We start from the raw sequence: 14,746 nt of genomic DNA, 5'->3' as shown, positions 1-14,746 counted from the left end.
GCCCCCTTTCACAGCTGCGCCGGATAGCGGCGGCTATCCCGTTCCAGCTCCCGGCTCAGTTCCTCAGCCCGTTCCAGCTCCTCCATCCTTCCACCTCCGTCCTTTTTTCCGATACCAGTACCCCGCCCTCAGCAGAGAGGCTCTTCCACCGGCAGCCCTCAAAACGCCAATTCTCCACCTGAAGGGCAACGCTTCCTTCCAGGGCCAGTCCCAGGCCGCCAAGCCCTTTCAGCTCCACGGTATATACGGTTCTGCCCATACAGGCAAAGGGCTCGTCCTCGCCCACGGCCACCAGCTCTTCCACACTGCCCCCCACCGAAACTTTCCACCCAGTTACCGCATACTTCTTCCCGTCCAGCCAGACCGAATAGGTCTTTTTGCCAGCAGCGCTTCCCACCGCTCCAAAGCGAAAGACTACCGCCAGGGCCAGCAGCCCGGTATTCTTGTCCACACAGACCGCCCCTCGTTCCATCCCCGTAGGGGCTGCTTGTCCGGTTTCTGCCGTGGCGGTAATGGCCGCCATAATTTCTTCCGCCCAGTCCGCCTGGGCATTCCTGGGCAGCCATACCGTAAACCCCAGGCTGGCCTCCCAGCCCCCTCCAGCCCGGACCTCCTTTTCCACCTGCCCGGTAACCACCGGCCGGGTGGGCAGCCGTCCGGCCGGCAGCTGCCGCCACCCCAAGCGAAAATCCGCCTCTGGCACAGCCAGGGCAAAGCGTTCCAGCAGATCTATTAATAGCTCATGGGCTCTCATCCGCGCCCACCTCCTTTTCCAGCAGAACCCGCAGGCATATTTTTGTCCCGCCAATGGCCAGCTCCTCTGCCAAAAGCACCCGGTACGTCTGCCCGGCCTGTTCCAGGGCGTCCCCCGGCCGCACCCCTTCCAGCCAGCCTGTAAACACGTACAGCGGACTGCATAAAAGGCCTATCTCCGCCGCCAGCCGGGGGCCAAACATACCAGCCTGTCCTTTCAACCGCGCCACGGCCCCCCGGCCCAGGGTCCGGGAGCCATCTCCTTTTATCAATACCGCTACCGGCGCGCGCCGGTAGATGTTCCGCGATAAGTCCCCCATCCGCGCCTCCTTACACCTGTCCAAAATAGAACCTGTCCCAGCCCAGCAGCCCGGCGCAGGCCCGGTACTTTTCCTCACAAAGCTCCCAGGCGTGCCGGGCCCGGTCTCCCAGTTCCACCTTTAGCTCTGGCGAAGCCACAGCCATAGGCCCCGTGGCCTGGTCCAGCAGGGTCAGCTGATAAAAGGCCCTGGCAGCGGCCCAGCTCTCGGCCTCCCCGGCCCGGCCCTCTTCTGCTCCGGGCAGCAGCCGCCGCCCCACCCAGCCCGCGCACTCCCGGCACAGCTCCCCGCAAAGCTTGTCCCGCCGAGGGTCCTGCCCGTCCATGGGTTCGCCGCTGTACAGTATAAATTTTTCTTGCACGTTCTCCAAGCTGATTTCCATAAAACCCCCTTCGTCCTCCCGCCCGCCCGGCAACTCCTATGGTTAACCCTGCTTACGCCTTTGCGGCTTCCGTAATCTCTAGCCCTATGGCCGCGCCTTCAAAAATTCTGGCAAAGCCGCAGGTCACGCTAATGGCGGCCCGCTCCAGCTGCCGGTCGATCAGCTTGTCGCAGTCTGTAACTACCCCGCCAGACTGCACCATCTCCAGGGCCGCGTTCTTGTCCAGGGCAATGATCTTGTGATTCTCCATGCCCGGCACATGGATGAGCTTCGCGCCCAGGGGTGTACACAGCTTGCCCGTGCCCTGGAAGTTCATGCCAGCCTGGGCGTCCTTAAACTCCTCCACCTGCAAAAGCTTCTGCATGGCGTCGGTCCCTGCCACCACAGTGTTCAGCTTAAAGGGCGCCAGCGCGGCCCACGCGCCAATAAAATCCCCATAATTGGGGGTGGCTCCTGAGAGAAAGGCCACGCCGTCCTTACTCCCATCTCCTCTGATCAGCACCCCCACCGCGTCGTTTAGCTGCTCGGTGGCAATGTACGCCCCAATCTGCCGCAGGGCCACGGTAAACAGGTCCAGCTTTTGAAAACGCAGGGCCTCGTAAGAGCTCACCAGCATCCGTCCATGCTTTTTCATAGGTACCAAACTCTGGTTGGCGCGGATATTGGTAACTGGCAGCGCGGCGCCCTCTAGCTCCAGCGGGGTGGTGCTGGTCTCGGCGGCCTGGGTGCCGGCCTCCTCTTTGGCGGCAATGGTGCGGTAGTCTATCCCGTCAATTTTGGTCACCGTGGCCACCAGGTCGTTAATCTTCGTCACGCTGTCCATGCCCTGGCGCACGGCTCGGGCCACATATTCCGGGAATAGCGCGGCGCTGGCGCCGCTCTGGAAGAACTGTTCCACTGTGCCGGAGTCCGGCCCGCTCACCTTAATGGCAAAGCGCTTCAGCTGGCGCTGGTAGGCGTCTAGGCCCTCCAGGGCTGTGCCCCGGTAATTTTCCGAGCGGTCCAGCTCTTCCAGCACCTGGGTAAAGCTCTTGCCCGGGGTGTGGTACATGCCTTTTTCCAACCCAATATTCTCGTAATAAGCCATAAGTTCATTCTCCTTTAAAAAATTATAATTTTTAGGTGTTCTCATCACGATAAAGCCGTAAAGATTTTCAATTGCCCTGGAACGCCCGCTCTGCGCTGGTATTGCGCCCTATGGAGCGACCAGGCTTCTCACGCTGGTAAATGCGTGGGGCACAGTGTCTCGCCGGCCGGCCTGAGACCCGCGTAACCCCTTTGCGCGTCAGCTCTTTGCCGCTGGCGGCTTTCCCCGCGCCTTCACCTCGTCATGTTCCATTTTTGCCACTTCCTTTCTAAAAGGAAAGGTCCTCACTTATATCCGAAACTCCCCGTTGCCCTCTTCCCGGTCTCCGGGCTCTGGGGCCAGCTGGGGCCGCAGGGGCAGGGCTCTCTCCGCCATCCGGCCATAGGTCTTTTCCATGGCGGCCAGCTCCTCTATGCCCAGCGCCTTTACCGTGGCCTCCATCACCTCCCGGGGCATTTCCGGCTGTACTATGGCGCTGTACTTCAGCACCCCCCTTTCCAGCTCCCGGCGATAGCGCTGGCCCCAGCGGGCCTTTTCCGCCAGGGCCCGGAATCTACGGCCAATCTCCCCGGCCTGGGCTTTTGAAATCACCACTGCCTCCGCCTGGGCCTGGCCTAGCAGCTTGTCCACCGCTTCTTCCCCGGCAAAATGTTTGGTCACCCCCGCGCCCCGCTGGGCAGGCACTGCCACAAAGGAGCACTCATAGGCGTCCGTAGGCTCCAAGAGCAGGTGGTGGGCCACCTGGCCCCCATATTCCCGGCCCGGCACATGCGCGCATTGCTCCTGGCCGCAGACGCTGCATACCCGGCGCTTTACGCTACAGCTAACGCTCACCTCCTTCAAAATTCCCCCGTCAATCAGGGCAATGGTCTCCTCGTTGCCCTTGGTTCTGGGCAGGTATGCCTGGGCGGTAAGCTGCGCCAGGGGTTCGCCGGTTTTGGTCCGCTGGTCCTCACAAATCCGCATCCCTGTGCTGAAAATCCTGGCGGTCTGGTTGGCGCTTTTGCACTCGTGGTCTAAAATGCAGGTCTTGCCTAAAAACAGCTCCTTCAGCCGCTCCAGGCTCTCCTTGGGAAAGCGCTCCAGATCCCGGTCCACCTGGTTGTCGCACAGCACAAGGGAAAACACATATACCTCCTGGGGTTCATAGGCCCGGCGTGTGTAGCGGTTGATCGCCCCCATCTCCTCTTGGCTCAGCTCCTGGGCGGCTTTCACCACTCGTCCCTCTTTCAAATTCATAGGCATCCTCCTTCGTATTCATTCTTTGCGTTATTGGTTCACGCGGTGCAAAAGAGGCAAAATCCTTCAAGCGCATTCACCCTTTTGAACCAGCGGACCAGCCGCTTGCTAAAAAAACCGGTCTTTACCGACTTCCAAGTGCGTTTACAATATATTGGGGCCCTAGGGCTTGTTTGAAAAATCGAAAACGTCGTCTTTTTTGCCAGAAGAGGCCACTTTCTACGTCGAAAATCCTCGTCAATCGCCAGATTGCCGTAGTTAGCGCAGCTAACTACGGCGGTTCTTCTCCTTGAAATTGTCCCCTTCTGGCCCAAAATTCGTCATTTCCTCTATTTTCAAACAAGCCCTAGGCCGTCTGGCGGAAAACTACCCGTCTATTCCTCCAGCTCTCGCTCCAGCTTCCTGGCCCTGGCCAGCAGATACCGGGCGTTGGCGTGGTCCACCTCGTCCTGCATGGTAATCTCTTCCCACTCTATCTCGCACTCTTGGGGGTAGCCCTCCAGGGCCAGCCAGGTTCGGCAGATCTTTCGTATCACTGGGGTCAGTACCCGCCGGTATGCCTCCAGTTCGCTGGTCAGCACGTCCGCCTGCTGGCTGGACATCCTTTCTGTGGAGGACCAGCTAAGCCCCAGCAAAAAGGGCGGCAGGCCCAGCTTGGCCACAATCTGCTCCAGCATCTGCCGCACCGGTACCTGGCTGTCCATCATCTGGTGGTCCGCGCCAATAGCCTTAATACTCACGTTTCCCACTGCCACAAAATCCCTGGGCTCCCGGCTGCTCATGGCAGCTTTCCACTCCTGGGCCATCTGCCTGGCCCGCTCTCCGGCTCCTGTTAGGGGGCCCTCCGGCTGGCAGGTCACCGCAAAGCGTACGTTGCCCATGCGTTCCCAGTTCACCCCCAGGGTGCGGTAGATATTCATCAGCACCCCGCTAACAAAGGGCAGCCCCCGCAGCAGCGACACCCCCCAGGGGGACCCCGCCGCCGGGTTCAGGGCCGAAACCAGCAGCAGTTCTGGGTGGGGGCAGGGGCGCTTTTCCCCCTCCTCCAGTACCGAGACCTTCACCCCCAGGGGCCCGTCCTCTTCCAGCTCCAGGTTTCGCAGCCCCGCATTATACAAGGCCGCCACCTGCCCGCCAGAGAGCACCATCTCGCCCACCGCCGTGCCATAGGTCACCAGCTCTTCCAGGTAAACGCCCAGGAATTCATGAATACCGCTGCCCGCAGCGTTCACCTGTATCCCCTCTAAAAACTCCTTCAGCCTCTTCTCCGCCCGCTCCTGAGGGCAGGACACCTGAAAGCCGCCGATGAGCCGGCGCAGCTTGTAAATAGACGCGTCAATAATGGGCACCCCTTCCCGCAGGCTGCGGTACAGCTCCCGCTCCCCCGCGCCCGCTGGCAGCAGCACGCCCCCTTCCGCTGGCCGGCTCTGTACGCTGGTGGCCAGCGCCCCGCACTCGTCAAAGGCCCCGCCGGCCCGCCGGTTCTTCTTTTTTAGACCCAGCACTTGTTCAAGCTCCTTTCCTGTTGATTGTTTTGATAAATCCGGTCCCTCCTCTTCCTCCGCTTTTTTCGGTCCCGCTAAAACCTCCTTTCATATACCCCTTAAAAAAGCACAAAAGTTGTTCTCTAAAAGACAACTTTTCCCGAAAAAATAAAAATATTTTCGAATTTTTTTCAAAACTCCCGCCAAAAGGCTTTCTACAAATTAAGAATCCCTTACTTTTGCCCCCGCCCTATTGCTTTCCCAAAGGGTTTCGTGCTAAGATAAGGACACAAAGACGGCGCCCCAGGGCCCCCCTCTCACCACCAGCCTGGCAGGCCCGCCGAAAACGCAAAGAGGTGTATCACTATGGCAGACTATAACCACGGAAACTACCAGCCCCAGGGCCAGCCCATGTATAACCCGCCCCAGTACCAGCCTCAGGCAGGCATCGACCCTCCTCCCGGCTATACCCAGCGCAGCCGGGTGGCGGCAGGCATTTTGGCCATCCTGCTGGGGGTGTATGGTGTCCACAGCTTCTACCTGGGCAACACGTCCCGGGGCCTTATGCAGCTGCTCATCTCCCTTTTAACCTGCGGCGTGGGGGCCATTGTGGTGGAGATATGGAGCATCCTGGACGGCGTTAAGCTGCTGGATGGCCGCATTAGCACGGACGCCAACGGCGTATTTCTTAAAGACTAACCCAGGAGGTGCCCTATGAGCGATTTTGAAAATAAGGACCTAAACCAAGAGCCGGCCACCCCGGCGCAGCCCGCGCCCGCCGCCTCTGAACCCCAGCCCCCAGAACCTGCCCCGGCCCCTGCCGCTGTGGAGCCTGCCGCTCCCGCAGGCGAAGGGGACCCCCCTGTGCCCGCTGCCCCTGTGGATGAAAAGCCCGTGCCCCAGCTCACCTTGGAGCCAGATCCCGCTCCGCCCACCATCACCTTCCCAGAGCCTCCCCGCGCTCCGGAGCCCCCCCCCCAGCCAGTGGTGCAGCAGGCTCCCCAGTACAATAACCAGTATAACTATGGCGGCCAGCCCCAGCAGGGCTATCAACCGCCCCAGTACACCCAGTCTCAGGCCTACCACGGCTATCAAGCCCCCAATTACACGGCCCAAAGCTACCAGCAGCCCCAGGCGCCGGTTCAGCCCCAATATACCGAGCCCCCCGCTGGGTACCAGCAGCGCAGCCGTTTGGCCGCTGGGCTTTTGGCCATTATATTTGGATGCTTTGGCATTCACAATTTCTATATGGGCTTCAACACCCGGGGCACCATCCAGCTGGTTTTGTGCCTGGCGGGCGGCCTCATCACCTGCGGGGTTGCCTCTGTGGCGGCCGTCATCTGGGGCTTTATCGAAGGCGTCATGCTTCTTTCCGCCAACGGCCCCAAATTTGATGGAAACAACGTTATCCTTCGTCCCTAACACAAGCGGCAGCCTAACGTCGCCGCTCCTTCGCGGAGCCGGGCGCAGCCCCGCCCTCCCTGGGTGCTGTCCGCCGGCATAGCCAGCGCGCTCTTCGGATGCTCCCAAACACTTTGGGTCCGCCAATACGCTCCCCGCCAGGCGGGCCCCCTCACCTTTGCCGGCCTCCACCTTGCCCCCAAGTTAACGCGTGAACCGGCCTGGTGGAAGCCACTAATAAAGAAGGGCCAACGAGAGTTCGTCTCTTCTTAAAAACCAGGAGATGCCTCAAGGGAGGACACGGACCACCGGCTACTTAGCGTAATCAAATAATACGTCGTCCCCAGCCGGTCCAGTCCAGCCGCTTTCATCCGCAAACAAGATCGATAGAGACCCCCTCTTTCCTCCACACGATCCCCGCAAGGAATCACTACAAATGAAAGCCCGTGGTGCCTAAGAGCTTGTTTCATATCTGGGCGCGCATCCATTGCAATGTTAGATTTTTCGCCAGAGTGCCCAAATGGAGCGCCGCCAATCAGACCATTTCATTTATGGTTAGACCATTTATGGTTAGACCACTTATGGTCTTAGGATCCGGCAAGCGAAAGTTGGGTGCTATGGCGGAAAATATGCTAGGAGTCTATTTGAAAGCCAGAGAAACGCGGAATTTTGGGCCAGGAAACGGGGATTTCAAGGAAGAACCCCAAGAAATGCTGGCCGCCTTTCCAGGATTTTTGGCACTGAAAGCGCCCTTTCTGGTCAAAACAGACTGTTTCGGCGGCTGAAAATAGACTCTAGCTTAGCAAGCCATGCGCGAACCGATGTTAAACAGGCTCTAAGCGCAGAAAAGGATGACCAAGCCCCAAAACACCGGCTCTTATCCACAGAAAAGAAACTGTATACGGGCCTGTATCCGCAAAACAACATTTCCGCTAAAACAAAGAGCCGCCCCTTTGCGTGCGGCTCTTTGCGCTATGCATCACTAAAAAAGGAGCACATTCTATGCAAGAATATACCGCCTACCACGTGGTCACCGAACGCCCCATGTGCCCGGGCCAGCGTCTGCGTTTTGACCGCACCCATCACAACGGCGTATATGCTCGGGTTACTGCCCAGCAGGATATTGTGAAGGAAATTTATGCCAACCCCCAGCGCTATCTCGGGACCCCCCTGGAACACCATACCGCCGTGGCCCTGCGGGAGCTGGCTATGGAGCAAGTCCGCCAGCAAGAATTCCCCCAGTATCCCTCTCGCATGGCCTGCCTGTATGTGTCTGAAACCTTGGAGGAGGCCCAACGCTGGGCCGAGTTCTTCGCCGGTCCTTGTCAGCGCCCCACCTACCACATCGTCCGTCTGCACGTTCTGGGCAGCCTCTTCGCGGGCAATGCCTGCAACTGCTTCGACGGCGTCCCAGACCAGGCCCAAAACCTGGCCCGGGCCCGAAATTACTGGCGTAACGGCCCCAGCCCAGAAGGACCCCCGGTAAAGGAGCTGCTGGCCGCTGGCGACATCCACGTGCTGGAAATTCTCCAGGAGATCAACCAAAATCTGCCCTAAACCACTCCCGCTTTTTCTCTGCCAATGGAAAAACTTTTATTGACTTTGCACACCTGGCACATTATAATAAGCCTTGGCATCCTTGTGATTCTATGATTTCATAACAGTAATAAAAACTATTGTGGAGAAAGCGAAGTGAATGAATTTGGAAAGCATCAAAGCCGCCATCTGTGACGTGTGTCACAAAATGTGGCAGCTGGGCTGGGTGGCCGCAAATGATGGAAACGTTAGCGCCCGCTTGCCGGACGGCCGCGTTCTTGCCACCCCCACAGGCATCAGCAAGTCCTTTATCACCTCGGACAAGCTGGTGCTTTTAGACAGCCAGGGTAATGTTTTAGAGGCCCGCGGAGACTACCGCCCTTCCAGCGAGATCAAAATGCACCTGCGCTGCTATGAAAAGCGCCCGGATGTGCAAAGCGTGATCCACGCCCACCCGCCAGGGGCCACCGGATTTGCGGTGGCGCACAAGGCCATGGACATGTACAATATGATTGAGGACGTAGCGGTGATGGGCTCTGTGCCCCTCACTCCCTATGGTACCCCCTCCACCCAGGAGGTGCCCGATGCCATTGAGCCCTTTCTGGAGGAGCATGACGTAATGTTGCTGGAAAACCACGGGGCCCTGGCTGTGGGCAGCGACGTGCTAACAGCCTTTTACCGTATGGAAAGCCTGGAGCTCTGGGCAAAGATCACCATTAACGCGGTCATTCTGGGCGGCAGCTTTGATATTAGCCGGGAGAACATACAAAAACTCATCGATCTGCGGGGATACTACCGGGTGACCGGGCGTCATCCAGGTTATAAGACCTTTCAGCCAGAGGACCCGCTGCTGCATAAGAAGTAGGGGCCAAAGAGAGGCCGCCCAATCCTTCTGCTTCATTCAGCATTTCGCCGGCTTCCACTTTATGTAAACTATAATCTGTTTCCGTCAACCAACCGCAAAGGAGGTTCTTCATCATGCAATACCCAAAAATCGGCATCCGTCCCGTCATTGACGGCCGCTGGGGCGGCGTCCGCGAGGCCCTGGAAACCCAGACGATGGGCATGGCCACTATGGCGGCGGCCCTGATCAGCTCTACCCTTAAGTACCCCGACGGTACCCCCGTCCAGTGCGTCATCAACCAAGGAACCATCGGCGGCGGCGCCGAGGCCGCCCAGTGCGCCCAGTTCTTCGCTACGCAAAATGTTGTGGCCACCCTTAGCGTTACCCCTTGCTGGTGCTATGGATCTGAGACTTTCGACATGGACCCCAACACCATCAAGGCCGTGTGGGGCTTCAACGGCACCGAGCGCCCCGGGGCCGTGTACTTGGCCGCCGTGATGGCCGCCTACGCCCAAAAGGGCCTGCCCGCTTTCTCTATCTATGGCCATGATGTCCAGGACCTGGGCGACAGCTCTATTCCTGCCGACGTGGCGGAAAAAATCCTCAAGTTTGCCCGGGGCGCGGTGGCCGTGGGCTGGATGAAGAACAAATCTTATGTCAATCTTGGCGGCGTGGCCATGGGCATTGCGGGCAGCTACTGCAATGCGGATATGTTCCAGAAATACTTCGGCATTCGGGCCGAGTGGGTGGACATGACCGAAATTTTGCGCCGCGTCACTCTGGAAATCTACGACAAAGAGGAATACCACAAGGCCCTGGGCTGGATCAAAGCAAACTGTCCCGAAGGCTTTGACCTAAACCGCGGCAAAAACCTGCCGGAAATCATCACCCGGTCTAAGGTCGTTCCCCCGGACCAGGATTGGGAGTTCATTGCCAAAATGTCCATCATTGTCCGGGACATCCTTTTTGGTAACCCCAAACTGGCAGAGCTGGGCTGGCACGAAGAGGCCCTGGGCAAAAACGCGGTGGCCGGGGGCTTCCAGGGCCAGCGCCAGTGGACCGACTGGCTGCCCAACGCGGACTTTACCGAGGCCATTATGGCCTCTACCTTTGACTGGAACGGCCCCAAGACTCCCACACCCTTTGCCACAGAAAATGATACCCTTAACGGCGTGGCCATGATGCTGGGGTCCCTGATCAGCAACACGGCCCCCTGCTTCCATGACGTGCGCACCTACTGGAGCCCAGAGGCCTGCCAGCGGGTCACCGGGCGAAAGCCGGAGGGCGTGGCAAAAAACGGCTTTATTCATCTCATCAACTCCGGCGCTACCGCCCTGGATGGCTCGGGCGCGGCCAAAAACTCCCAGGGACTTGGCTGCATGAAGCCCTTCTGGGACATGACAGAGGAGGATGTGACCGCGTGCCTGGCGGCCACAGACTGGTGCCGGGCCAACTATGAGTACTTCCGGGGAGGCGGGTTCTCCAGCCACTTTAGATGCCACGCGGAAATGCCTGTGACCATGCTGCGGGTCAACGTAGTGGACGGCATCGGCCCGGTCTTGCAGCTGGCCGAGGGCTGGACCGCGGACCTGCCGGACGAAATTCACGCGGTCATTGACAAGCGCACAGACCCCAGCTGGCCCACCACCTGGTTTGTGCCCCGGCTTACGGGCCAGGGGGCTTTTGCCGATGTGTACAGCGTTATGGCCAATTGGGGCGCTAACCACGGGGTTACGGTGTACGGCCACGTGGGGGCCGAGCTAATTACATTGGCTTCCATGCTGCGCATTCCGGTAAATATGCATAATGTGGAGGCGGAAAAGCTGTTCCGGCCCCATGCCTGGGCCGCCTTTGGCACAGAGGACGCCCAAAGCGCCGACTACCGGGCCTGCCAGATCTACGGCCCGCTGTACCAGTAAAACAGAATCCTGCCGCGCCGCCTTTTTAGGTCAAGACCGTGGGACGTCGTCCCACCCCCCGCCGGGGGCAGCAAGTTTCCCCCAGGCCCCCTCTTCCGCTTGGCATTTTCTCTTTTCTATCATCTTCTCGTTCTATTATCTTTTTAAGGAGGTCCTGCCCTATGAAAATAGCCGCCATTGGTGCTTGGCACGTACATACTATGGAGTATGCCCAGGCCATCCAGAAAAACCCCAAAGCTCAACTCTGCTGCCTTTGGGACGACGACCCCGCCCGGGGCCAGGAAACCGCCCAAAAACTGGGCATTCCCTTTCAGCCCGACCTGGAAGCCATCTGGGCCGATCCCAGTATTGAGGGCATCCAGGTTACCACAGCCACCAGCCAGCATACCTCTGTGCTGCTGGCCGCCGCCAAAGCCAAAAAGCACATTTTCACCGAGAAGGTTCTGGCTTTCTCCAACGAGGAGGCCGAAGAAATCGCCGCTGCCGTTCGGGCCAGCGGGGTAAAATTTACCATTTCCTATCCTCACAAGACCTGGCCCGCCCTAAAAGCCGCCAAAACCCTGGCCCAAAGCGGCCAGCTGGGGCAGATCACCTATGCCCGGGTGCGCAATGTCCACAACGGAAGCAGCGCCGACTGGCTGCCCCCCCACTTCTACGACGCGGCCCAAACCGGCGGCGGGGCTATGATGGATCTGGGTGCCCACCCCATGTACACCCTGCACTGGCTAATGGGCGAGCCCAAATCCATCGTTTCCATGTTCACCCAGGTCACCGGCAAGCCCGTAGAGGACAACGCCGTCTCCGTGCTGGAGTTTGCCAGCGGGGCCATCGGCGTGTCCGAAACCGGCTTTGTCTCCGAGGGCAATAACTACGTGCTGGAGGTCAGCGGCACCCAGGGTTCGCTGATGGTACACAATGGCGCGTTGGAATACAGCAGCCGGGAAACCAAGGGCCAGGTGGTGGAGCAAAAGGACCTGCCCGCCCCGGATCCCATGCCCATTGACGCGTGGATAGACGCGGTCACAGAGGGCGGCGAGGCCCCCAATGGCTTGGACGACGCCCTAGCTCTAACCCGGCTGATGGTGGGCGCGTACCAGTCCTGCCGCACGGGCGAAAAGTACCAGTTCTAAGAAAAAAAGAACAGCGTCCCGGGGGGCCAGGCCCTTCGGGACGCTTCTATGTAAAGCAGAGCCAAAAATATGCGGGAGCAGGCAGCGTCGCATTCCGCAGCTTCGTACTCCTCTTCCCTGCCTCATCTTTTGTGAAAGAAGGTATTTTCATGAACGACCAGCTGGCCTACGAAATCCTCTCCATTGTCGCCGAAATCCCTTCCGGCCAAGTGGCCACCTACGGCCAGGTCGCCGCTCTCTCCGGCCACCCTCGGGGGGGCCGGCTGGTGGGCCGGGTGCTGCGCCACGCTATGCTCTACGGCGACTTCCCCTGCCACCGGGTAGTGGACCACAGCGGCCGCCTGGCCCCCGGCTGGACAGAGCAGGCCGCGCTTTTAGCAGCAGAGGGTGTTCCCATGAAGGATTCCGCCCACGTGAACCTAAAGCTCTGCCGCTGGGCGCCCTAACGCTTCCCCATCCCGCCGCAAAAACCACAGCAGCCCGGTGTACCGCCGGGTCTTTTTATTATTGGCAATCATCTCGTCCAGCACTGCCGGCTCACCGGTAAGAATCAGCAGCTTTTTGGCCCTGGTCACCCCAGTATACAGCAGGTTTCGGTACCGCAGCTGCCCTGGTACCTTCAAAAGGGGCATCACCACTGCCGTAAACTCATTGCCCTGGCTCTTGTGCACCGTCACCGCATAGGCGGGCTCCAGCTCCTGGGCGGCGTGTTCCAGGTCATAAAGGACATTTTTGTCGTCAATGCGCACTGTCAGCGCCCCGCCCGGCTTGTCAATGGAGGTAACCACCCCCATATCCCCGTTAAAAACCCCCTGGCCCTCTGTCTCGTCATCCCGGGACCAGGGCAGGTTATAGTCATTGCGCACCTGCATCACCTTGTCTCCCAGCCGGAACAGCTGCCCCCCCACCTTCACCTGGGGCTTGTCCGGGGCCGGGGGATTAATCGCCTCCCGCAGCAGCTTGTTCAGCTCCACGGTGCCCAGTTCCCCTTTCCGGCTGGGACACAGGACCTGGATGTCCTCCACCGGAGAGTATCCATAGCTTTTGGGCAGCCGCCTGCTGCATAGGTCTGTTACCAATTCCTGGGCGGCCGTGGGCTCCGCGCCCCGCAAGAAGAAAAAGTCGCTGTTGTGCCGGTTCAGCTCAGGCCGCCGGCCCTCCACAATCCTGTGGGCGCTGGTAACAATTAGACTTTCCATCGACTGGCGGAAAATCTCCCGCAGCTGCACTGTGGGGAACATCCCGGAGGCAATCAGGTCCCCCAGCACATTGCCCGCCCCCACCGAGGGCAGCTGGTCGCTGTCTCCCACCAAAATCAGCCGGCAGCCCAGGGGCAGGGCCCGCAGCACACTCTCGAATAGGTAGGCGTCCACCATGGACATTTCGTCAATCACCAGGCATTCGCACTCCAGGGGATTGCGCTCATTACGGTTGAACACCGGGTTATCCAGCTCGTCCCACTCCACTTGCAGCATCCTGTGAATGGTCTTTGCCTCCTGGCCGGTCAGTTCGCTCATGCGCTTGGCGGCACGGCCCGTGGGCGCAGCCAAAAGCACCCGCTCCCCCGCCAGCTTTAGAATGTGAATCATCGCGTTCAGGGTAGTGGTCTTGCCTGTGCCCGGGCCCCCGGTAAGGATGAGAATCCCCTGTTCCATGGCTGCCTGAATGGCCGCCCGCTGCTTGTCCGCGTAGCGGATTCCCTGGCGCTCCTCAATCAGGCCGATCTGCACGCTGGCCCCAGGCAGACGCACCGCCGGCGAGGCCAGCATAGCCCGCATCCGCCCGGCAATGTACTCTTCGCAAATATGCTGCTGCTGAAGAAAGCAGGTCCGCTTGCCCCCCATTTCCTCTTCCATCAGCTGAAAATTGCCCAAAAGGTTGTCCACCGCCTCTTCCACCAGCTCCTGGTGTACCCCCAGCATCTTAGCCGCAGTAACAAAAAGCCGGTCTTTGGGCAGGCAGGTGTGGCCGTTGTCCAGGTTGTGCCTTAGCACATAGAGAACCCCGGCCATTACCCGGCCTATGTCGTCCGGGGGGCACTCCATAGACTGGGCCACCGAGTCCGCTATCCCAAAGCTTAGGCCAATCTCCGGGGCGCACAGCAGGTAGGGCTCTTCCTGCACACAGCCAATGGACTCCTCTCCATACTGCTTCCAAACCAGCAGGGCGCTTTCTGGGGCCACGCCAAACTCCCCCAGGTACGCCATCAGCTCCCGCACCCCGTTGACCCGCCGGAGCTCTTCGCTAATTTCCAGGGCCTTTTGCTGGGTAATGCCTTTTACCTGGGCCAGGCGCTCCGGGTCCTCCTCAATAACCTCCAAAGCGTTTACCCCAAAGGCCTCCACAATACGGGCGGCCAGCGCCGGGCCCACCCCCCGAATAGCCCCGGAGGCCAGGTACTTCAGCATGGCCCCAGTGGTGGCGGGCCGGTCCCGCTGAAATGCCTCGGCCCGGAACTGAGGCCCGTATGCCGCGTGGGACTCCCACCTTCCATACACCCGCAGTTCTTCCCCGGCGCCCACCATGGGAAAAGAGCCCACCACAGTGACCATATCGTCCCCACTAAGCATTTGCAGCACAGTATATTGATTATTCTCATTGCGGTACACCACCTGCTCCACTTCGCCGTACAGCTCCAAAAGGCCTTCCAC

General features: G+C 59.6%; 15 protein-coding genes. 8 read left to right on the top strand and 7 right to left on the bottom strand.

Annotated features, from left to right (window positions below):
• Positions 1–55: 55 nt before the first annotated feature.
• The 6 genes from U8U68_RS01770 to U8U68_RS01745 form a co-directional block, all read right to left on the bottom strand.
• The gene (locus U8U68_RS01770) at positions 56–754 is read right to left on the bottom strand and encodes a hypothetical protein (protein WP_322199142.1); all 699 of its coding nucleotides are present in this window, start codon (positions 752–754) and stop codon (positions 56–58) included.
• Positions 741–1,073 carry a hypothetical protein gene (locus U8U68_RS01765; protein WP_322199141.1) on the bottom strand — a complete coding sequence of 111 codons (333 nt, stop codon included), beginning with the start codon at positions 1,071–1,073 and terminating at the stop codon, positions 741–743. The genes U8U68_RS01770 and U8U68_RS01765 overlap by 14 nt, the downstream gene beginning before the upstream one ends.
• 10 nt (positions 1,074–1,083) lie before the next feature.
• Positions 1,084–1,455 (bottom strand): hypothetical protein, encoded by a 372-nt coding sequence (locus U8U68_RS01760; RefSeq protein WP_322199139.1) that lies wholly within the window; start codon positions 1,453–1,455, stop codon positions 1,084–1,086.
• A 52-nt stretch (positions 1,456–1,507) separates the two neighbouring features.
• A complete protein-coding gene (locus U8U68_RS01755) occupies positions 1,508–2,542 on the bottom strand; it encodes a phage major capsid protein (RefSeq protein ID WP_322199138.1) in 1,035 nt (344 codons plus the stop codon).
• A 288-nt stretch (positions 2,543–2,830) separates the two neighbouring features.
• Positions 2,831–3,781 (bottom strand): hypothetical protein, encoded by a 951-nt coding sequence (locus tag U8U68_RS01750; RefSeq protein WP_322199137.1) that lies wholly within the window; start codon positions 3,779–3,781, stop codon positions 2,831–2,833.
• A gap of 374 nt (positions 3,782–4,155) precedes the next feature.
• Positions 4,156–5,286: a serine/threonine protein phosphatase gene (locus tag U8U68_RS01745; RefSeq protein WP_322199136.1), complete on the bottom strand. Its 1,131-nt coding sequence runs from the start codon at positions 5,284–5,286 to the stop codon at positions 4,156–4,158.
• A gap of 345 nt (positions 5,287–5,631) precedes the next feature.
• Here U8U68_RS01745 and U8U68_RS01740 point away from each other — a divergent pair, with 345 nt between their 5' ends.
• From U8U68_RS01740 to U8U68_RS01705, 8 genes are all read left to right on the top strand, one after another.
• Positions 5,632–5,964 (top strand): TM2 domain-containing protein, encoded by a 333-nt coding sequence (locus U8U68_RS01740; protein WP_322199135.1) that lies wholly within the window; start codon positions 5,632–5,634, stop codon positions 5,962–5,964.
• A 15-nt stretch (positions 5,965–5,979) separates the two neighbouring features.
• Positions 5,980–6,687 (top strand): TM2 domain-containing protein, encoded by a 708-nt coding sequence (locus U8U68_RS01735; protein WP_322199134.1) that lies wholly within the window; start codon positions 5,980–5,982, stop codon positions 6,685–6,687.
• Between the two features lie 440 nt (positions 6,688–7,127).
• Positions 7,128–7,451: a hypothetical protein gene (locus tag U8U68_RS01730; RefSeq protein WP_322199133.1), complete on the top strand. Its 324-nt coding sequence runs from the start codon at positions 7,128–7,130 to the stop codon at positions 7,449–7,451.
• Between the two features lie 217 nt (positions 7,452–7,668).
• On the top strand, positions 7,669–8,223 hold the full coding sequence (locus U8U68_RS01725; protein ID WP_322199132.1) for a DUF2441 domain-containing protein: 555 nt from the start codon (positions 7,669–7,671) through the stop codon (positions 8,221–8,223).
• Between the two features lie 139 nt (positions 8,224–8,362).
• Positions 8,363–9,067, top strand: a complete 705-nt coding sequence (locus U8U68_RS01720) for a class II aldolase/adducin family protein (RefSeq protein ID WP_322199131.1) — start codon at positions 8,363–8,365, stop codon at positions 9,065–9,067.
• A gap of 113 nt (positions 9,068–9,180) precedes the next feature.
• On the top strand, positions 9,181–10,965 hold the full coding sequence (locus U8U68_RS01715; protein WP_322199130.1) for an L-fucose isomerase: 1,785 nt from the start codon (positions 9,181–9,183) through the stop codon (positions 10,963–10,965).
• A gap of 161 nt (positions 10,966–11,126) precedes the next feature.
• On the top strand, positions 11,127–12,095 hold the full coding sequence (locus tag U8U68_RS01710; RefSeq protein ID WP_322199129.1) for a Gfo/Idh/MocA family protein: 969 nt from the start codon (positions 11,127–11,129) through the stop codon (positions 12,093–12,095).
• A gap of 149 nt (positions 12,096–12,244) precedes the next feature.
• Positions 12,245–12,541 (top strand): MGMT family protein, encoded by a 297-nt coding sequence (locus tag U8U68_RS01705; protein ID WP_322199128.1) that lies wholly within the window; start codon positions 12,245–12,247, stop codon positions 12,539–12,541.
• On the opposite strand, the gene recD2 is transcribed toward U8U68_RS01705, so the two are convergent.
• Positions 12,515–14,746 carry an SF1B family DNA helicase RecD2 gene (gene recD2, locus U8U68_RS01700; RefSeq protein ID WP_322199127.1) on the bottom strand — a complete coding sequence of 744 codons (2,232 nt, stop codon included), beginning with the start codon at positions 14,744–14,746 and terminating at the stop codon, positions 12,515–12,517. The two genes, U8U68_RS01705 and recD2, sit on opposite strands and share 27 nt — an antisense overlap.

Origin of the sequence: Acutalibacter intestini, assembly GCF_034334985.1 — a bacterium.
GTDB lineage: Bacteria > Bacillota > Clostridia > Oscillospirales > Acutalibacteraceae > Acutalibacter > Acutalibacter intestini.
This window is presented reverse-complemented; position numbering and strand designations above follow the sequence as displayed.

What these genes read in the sequence shown, in the direction of transcription:
- U8U68_RS01715 (WP_322199130.1), top strand. Translation starts at nt 9,181, where the DNA reads ATGCAATACCCAAAAATCGGCATCCGTCCCGTCATTGACGGCCGCTGG.
- U8U68_RS01735 (WP_322199134.1), top strand. Translation starts at nt 5,980, where the DNA reads ATGAGCGATTTTGAAAATAAGGACCTAAACCAAGAGCCGGCCACCCCG.
- U8U68_RS01720 (WP_322199131.1), top strand. Translation starts at nt 8,363, where the DNA reads ATGAATTTGGAAAGCATCAAAGCCGCCATCTGTGACGTGTGTCACAAA.
- U8U68_RS01755 (WP_322199138.1), bottom strand. Translation starts at nt 2,542, where the DNA reads ATGGCTTATTACGAGAATATTGGGTTGGAAAAAGGCATGTACCACACC.
- U8U68_RS01750 (WP_322199137.1), bottom strand. Translation starts at nt 3,781, where the DNA reads ATGAATTTGAAAGAGGGACGAGTGGTGAAAGCCGCCCAGGAGCTGAGC.
- U8U68_RS01770 (WP_322199142.1), bottom strand. Translation starts at nt 754, where the DNA reads ATGAGAGCCCATGAGCTATTAATAGATCTGCTGGAACGCTTTGCCCTG.
- U8U68_RS01760 (WP_322199139.1), bottom strand. Translation starts at nt 1,455, where the DNA reads ATGGAAATCAGCTTGGAGAACGTGCAAGAAAAATTTATACTGTACAGC.
- U8U68_RS01705 (WP_322199128.1), top strand. Translation starts at nt 12,245, where the DNA reads ATGAACGACCAGCTGGCCTACGAAATCCTCTCCATTGTCGCCGAAATC.
- U8U68_RS01740 (WP_322199135.1), top strand. Translation starts at nt 5,632, where the DNA reads ATGGCAGACTATAACCACGGAAACTACCAGCCCCAGGGCCAGCCCATG.
- U8U68_RS01710 (WP_322199129.1), top strand. Translation starts at nt 11,127, where the DNA reads ATGAAAATAGCCGCCATTGGTGCTTGGCACGTACATACTATGGAGTAT.
- U8U68_RS01725 (WP_322199132.1), top strand. Translation starts at nt 7,669, where the DNA reads ATGCAAGAATATACCGCCTACCACGTGGTCACCGAACGCCCCATGTGC.
- U8U68_RS01765 (WP_322199141.1), bottom strand. Translation starts at nt 1,073, where the DNA reads ATGGGGGACTTATCGCGGAACATCTACCGGCGCGCGCCGGTAGCGGTA.